Below are 4303 nucleotides of genomic sequence, written 5' to 3'. Positions count from 1 at the left end.
TCATATTAGCGTCGGCTGAACAAATTAATATTTTGCAAACCCCGGCGGTACCAGCCTCCGAAAGCCCTCCAGCCGGCTTGACTCTATCCTCCCCGGGGGGATATTCCCCGCCCCATGTCAGAAGGCATCCACACCTCGCACCCCGCCATCGTCAAGCGTTTGAAACGCGCGCAGGGCCACCTTGCCGCGGTGCTCTCGATGTTCGAGGCGCAACGCCCCTGCGTCGACCTTGCCCAGCAGCTCCACGCCGTGGAGAGCGCGATCAGCAGCGCCAAGCGCGAGCTGATCCACGATCATATCGAGCACTGCCTGAACGACAGCGCCGAGGGGGGCTCGCATGACGCGCTCGCCGAGCTCAAGCAATTGGCGAAGTATCTATGAGCGGTTTTGGCGCACGCGTTCTCGACTGGTTCCGCCTCGGTTCGCACGATCACGCCGGGCATGGCCACCATCATGACGGTCGCATGGCGTGGTCGACCCCACCATCGCCACCACGACGCGCGGCATCTGGGCGATCAAATGGTCCTTCGTGGTGCTGGCAATCACGGCCGCGCTGCAGCTGGTCGTCGTGCTTCTGTCGGGCAGCGTGGCGCTGCTTGCCGACACCATCCACAATGTCGGCGACGCGGTCACCGCCATCCCGCTTTGGATCGCGTTCATGCTTGCAAGGCGCAAGCCGTCGAAGACCTTCACCTATGGCCTCGGCCGGGTCGAGGACCTTGCCGGCATCATCATCGTGCTCATCATCCTGTTCAGCGCCATCGTCGCCGGCTACGAGGCGATCGACAGGTTGATCCATCCAAGGGCGATCGAACTCCTGGGCTGGGTGGCGATCGCCGGCCTCATCGGCTTCATCGGCAACGAAGCGGTCGCCGTGTTCCGCGTCCGCGTCGGCCGCGAGATCAACAGCGCGGCACTGATCGCCGACGGCTACCACGCCCGCACCGACGGCTTCACCAGCCTGGCGGTCGTCCTCGGCGCCATCGGCGTCTGGGCGGGTTTTCCACTCGCCGATCCGATCATCGGCCTGCTGATCACGATCGCTATCTTCGCCATTGTGTGGCAGTCTTCCAAAGCCGTGCTGACGCGCATGCTGGACGGTGTCGAGCCCGGCATCGTCGATGAAATTCACCATGCGGCCGAGCATGTGCCGGGAGTGCGGCTCGTCGATGCGAGGGCGCGCTGGATCGGCCACAGGCTGCATGCCGACATCGCCATTGCCGCCGATGAGACCCTGCCGCTTGCCGAGGCGAACAGGCTCGCGGCTATGCTCGAGGACGAACTCTTCCAGCACATGCCGGCGCTGGCAGCGGCCAATGTGCGGTTCGAGCGGCACGATCACTCGCACCAGCATCACCATGACCACGGCGACCATGCCGGACATCGGCACTGACGCTCGCCGAGTCCGGCGGCTATAGTCCCGCCCGATGCTTCAGACCCTTGTCGAGTTCCAGCGCACGATCTACCTGGCCCTCGCCGACCAGATCAAGCTTCTGGCGGCAGGCGGCGGTTGGCTGGCGTTCTTCTCCTTCCTGCCGATGGGCGTCGTCTTTGGGGCCGCCCACGCACTGACGCCAGGACATAGCAAGGCGGTGCTCGCCACTTATCTCGCCGGCTCGGATACGAAGGTGTCGCGCGGTCTGCTTGCCTCGATCGCTCTTTCCGCCACGCATGTGACGATAGCGGTGCTGATCGCCGTGCTCTCCCTGCCGCTTGTGTCGCTGGCATTGGGAAGCGTCGGTCGGGCGCCGCTGCTCGAAGATGTCAGCCGCGCGCTGCTCGGCGTGATCGGCGCGTGGATGGTCTGGCGCGCGCTTGGCCATGGGCATAGCCACAAGCATGAAGGGGAGGTCGTGGGTTTCATGGCCGGCCTGATCCCGTGCCCGCTTACGCTGTTCGTCATGACTTTCGCCATATCGCGCGGCGTCCCCGGCGCCGGCATCCTTTTTGCGTTGACCATGATGGTCGGCGTTGCGTTGACGCTGTCCTGCGTTGCCGTGCTGTCGATCTTGTTTCGCGAGCGGCTCGTGCATCTCTTCGACAGCCGGCCGCGCCTGTTCGACCTCCTCTCGCGCGGCATCGAGGGCGTTGCCGGCCTTGTTCTGGCCGGCGTTGCCGTCTGGCAGGTTACGTCGAATTGAAGCGATAGGTCGCCTGTGTCACTTCACCTTCCGCCGGAACTTCGAATGGCAGCTCGAACAATCCTGCAGGATGAGATGCAGGAGATGCTCCGCCGGCAGCTTGGCAGGATCGACATGCACGGCGTTCGGCCGTTTGCCGAGCAGGCTGCCGCCATCCGTCGGCAGCATCGCGCCCATGCGCATGTCGCTGGTGATTTGCGCCGGCGCCCTTTCGGCCTTTGCGGCCAGCGCCGAGGCGAGCCCGCCGATATGGCGGGCGAGCGCCTCGAATTCAGGCCGCGCCTGATCGATCTCAGCCTTGGCGCCGGAGGGCGCGCCGAGCGTGCCTGACGGAAATTCGGCGATCAGGACGGGGCCGGTGCGGGTACGAAGCGTATCGGCCGCCGTCCGGAAGTCTGCAGCGTCATAGGCTCGCTTGCCGTCGAACATCTCGGCAACGGTTTTCGCCGCCGCCGCCATCGCCTTCATTGAAGCCTGGCGGGCAGCAACGACCGCGTCGCCCGAGGCCACGGCCAGCGGCGAGGACATAACGAGCGAGCCGGTTAGCGCCAGCATCGCCACCCGGGATGCGATGCCCGCCGTCATGCCGTGACGTCGAGAACGCCCATCATGCCGAGTTGCTCATGCTCGAGGATGTGGCAGTGATACATGCGACGGCCAGGCTGCTCCTGGCGCAGAAGCAGCCGCAGCGTCTCGCCGCGCGCCACGTTGACGGTGTCTTTCCAGGCAAAGAAGGGCGGCCTGGAGATCTTGCCGTCGCGCTCGTGCTCGATCACCTGGAACTGCGTGCCGTGGACATGGAAGGGATGGTCCATGTCGGCCTGGTTGACGATCTCCCAGAGCTCGGTCTCGCCGGCCTTGCCGACGATGTCGACGCGCGCCATGTCGAAGGCCTTGCCGTTGATCAGGAAGCCCATTTCCATGCCGGTGGCGTTCATCGCCATGGTTTCGCTGAAGACGAGGCGCCGGCTAAAGGCGGGGGCAGGCAGCGGCGCGATCGGCCGCAGCCTCGCCGGCAGCGGCGGCATCGCTCCTCCGGCCTCTTCGGAGACGTCGATGGTCAGCAGTGTCAGCCCACCGTCTGCCGGGCGACCGGGCCCCATCCAGCCCCGATCGTAGTCAAGCGTGGCGAGGGTGACGGGGCCTGGCCGGCCGAAGGAGACCACCAGTTCGATGCGCTCGCCCGGGCTGAGCAGGATCTCGTCGGCCGCAACCGGCGCCGCCAGCAATCCACCATCCGTGCCGATGACGGTCATCGCCGCACCGTCGAAGGCGAGCTTCAGGAAGCGCGCATTGGTGGCGTTGTAGAGACGTAGGCGCCGCACCGCGCCTTTCGTTACGGCAAGCCTGGGATTCTTCTGGCCGTTGACCAGCACATGGTCGCCGACGCGGCCGTTCATCAGGTCGGTCATGGTGTTGGCGGGCATCGAGCCGTCGGCGGCGAGCCTGAGGTCGGTGAGCACCAGTACCGTATCGCCATATTCGGCCGGCACCGGATCGGCCTTTGCCTTGACGACGAAGGCGCCGGCAAGGCCGCGATAGACCTGCTCGGCGGTCGTGCCGTGGGCGTGCGGATGATACCAGTAGGAGCCGGCCGACCCTTCCGGAAGCTCGAAGGCGTAGACGCGGTCAGTGCCCGCCGCCACCGGGTCCATCGGATTGCCGTCCTGATCGGCCGGCACCGGCATGCCGTGCCAATGGATGGTGCTGGCCTCGCCTTCGATCCGGTTGGCGAAGGTGATCTCGACGCGGTCGCCCTCGAAGGCCTCGATCAGCGGCCCGGGGCTCGTGCCATTATAGGCGAGGATCGGCGTGTCCAGCCCTTCGGCGAAGCGCGTGACGGCCGCTTCCGCCGTTAGCCGTGCCTTGAACAGGCCTGGCCGGCCGGCCGCGTTGGCGAGCAGCGGCAGGTCGCGCAACACCTCGCCCTCGGGCAGGGCGACGGCGCCTTCGGCCATCGCGCCCATGTCGTGCCCGGCATGGCCGCTCATGTCCATGCCGGACATGTCGTCGATCTTCATCTGCGCCAGCGCGCGTGGGCTCGCCAGAACCGTCGCCAGGCCTGCCGCCAGAAAACCGCGTCGATGCATCGTTTGCTCCTGGATAGTGAGGAAGTCCGCCGCCGGATTCCGTCACGCTAAGGGTTCCAGTTGCTGGAAGGT

The 4303-nt window shown here is 66.0% G+C and carries 4 protein-coding genes and 1 pseudogene; 3 read left to right on the top strand and 2 right to left on the bottom strand.

Annotated elements, in window-relative coordinates; all coding sequences use genetic code 11:
- The first annotated feature begins 114 nt into the window (after positions 1-114).
- The 3 genes and pseudogenes from EN780_RS28490 (at position 115) to EN780_RS28480 (ending at position 2141) form a co-directional block, all read left to right on the top strand.
- Positions 115-381: a metal-sensing transcriptional repressor gene (locus tag EN780_RS28490; RefSeq protein WP_127286125.1), complete on the top strand. Its 267-nt coding sequence runs from the start codon at positions 115-117 to the stop codon at positions 379-381.
- 79 nt (positions 382-460) lie between these two features.
- A pseudogene (locus tag EN780_RS28485) lies at positions 461-1330 on the top strand (cation diffusion facilitator family transporter); the annotation flags it as partial.
- Between the two features lie 97 nt (positions 1331-1427).
- On the top strand, positions 1428-2141 hold the full coding sequence (locus EN780_RS28480) for an ABC transporter permease (protein ID WP_128275953.1): 714 nt from the start codon (positions 1428-1430) through the stop codon (positions 2139-2141).
- Between the two features lie 18 nt (positions 2142-2159).
- On the opposite strand, the gene EN780_RS28475 is transcribed toward EN780_RS28480, so the two are convergent.
- A complete protein-coding gene (locus EN780_RS28475) occupies positions 2160-2726 on the bottom strand; it encodes a cytochrome c (RefSeq protein WP_127311826.1) in 567 nt (188 codons plus the stop codon).
- Positions 2723-4231: a multicopper oxidase family protein gene (locus EN780_RS28470; protein WP_128275952.1), complete on the bottom strand. Its 1509-nt coding sequence runs from the start codon at positions 4229-4231 to the stop codon at positions 2723-2725. Before EN780_RS28470 ends, EN780_RS28475 begins: the two co-directional genes overlap by 4 nt.
- Positions 4232-4303: the final 72 nt, after the last annotated feature.

It is taken from the genome of Mesorhizobium sp. M4B.F.Ca.ET.089.01.1.1 (genome assembly GCF_004022605.1).
Classification (GTDB): Bacteria; Pseudomonadota; Alphaproteobacteria; order Rhizobiales; family Rhizobiaceae; genus Mesorhizobium; species Mesorhizobium abyssinicae.
This window is presented reverse-complemented; position numbering and strand designations above follow the sequence as displayed.

What these genes read in the sequence shown, in the direction of transcription:
- EN780_RS28490 (WP_127286125.1), top strand. Translation starts at nt 115, where the DNA reads ATGTCAGAAGGCATCCACACCTCGCACCCCGCCATCGTCAAGCGTTTG.
- EN780_RS28480 (WP_128275953.1), top strand. Translation starts at nt 1,428, where the DNA reads ATGCTTCAGACCCTTGTCGAGTTCCAGCGCACGATCTACCTGGCCCTC.
- EN780_RS28475 (WP_127311826.1), bottom strand. Translation starts at nt 2,726, where the DNA reads ATGACGGCGGGCATCGCATCCCGGGTGGCGATGCTGGCGCTAACCGGC.
- EN780_RS28470 (WP_128275952.1), bottom strand. Translation starts at nt 4,231, where the DNA reads ATGCATCGACGCGGTTTTCTGGCGGCAGGCCTGGCGACGGTTCTGGCG.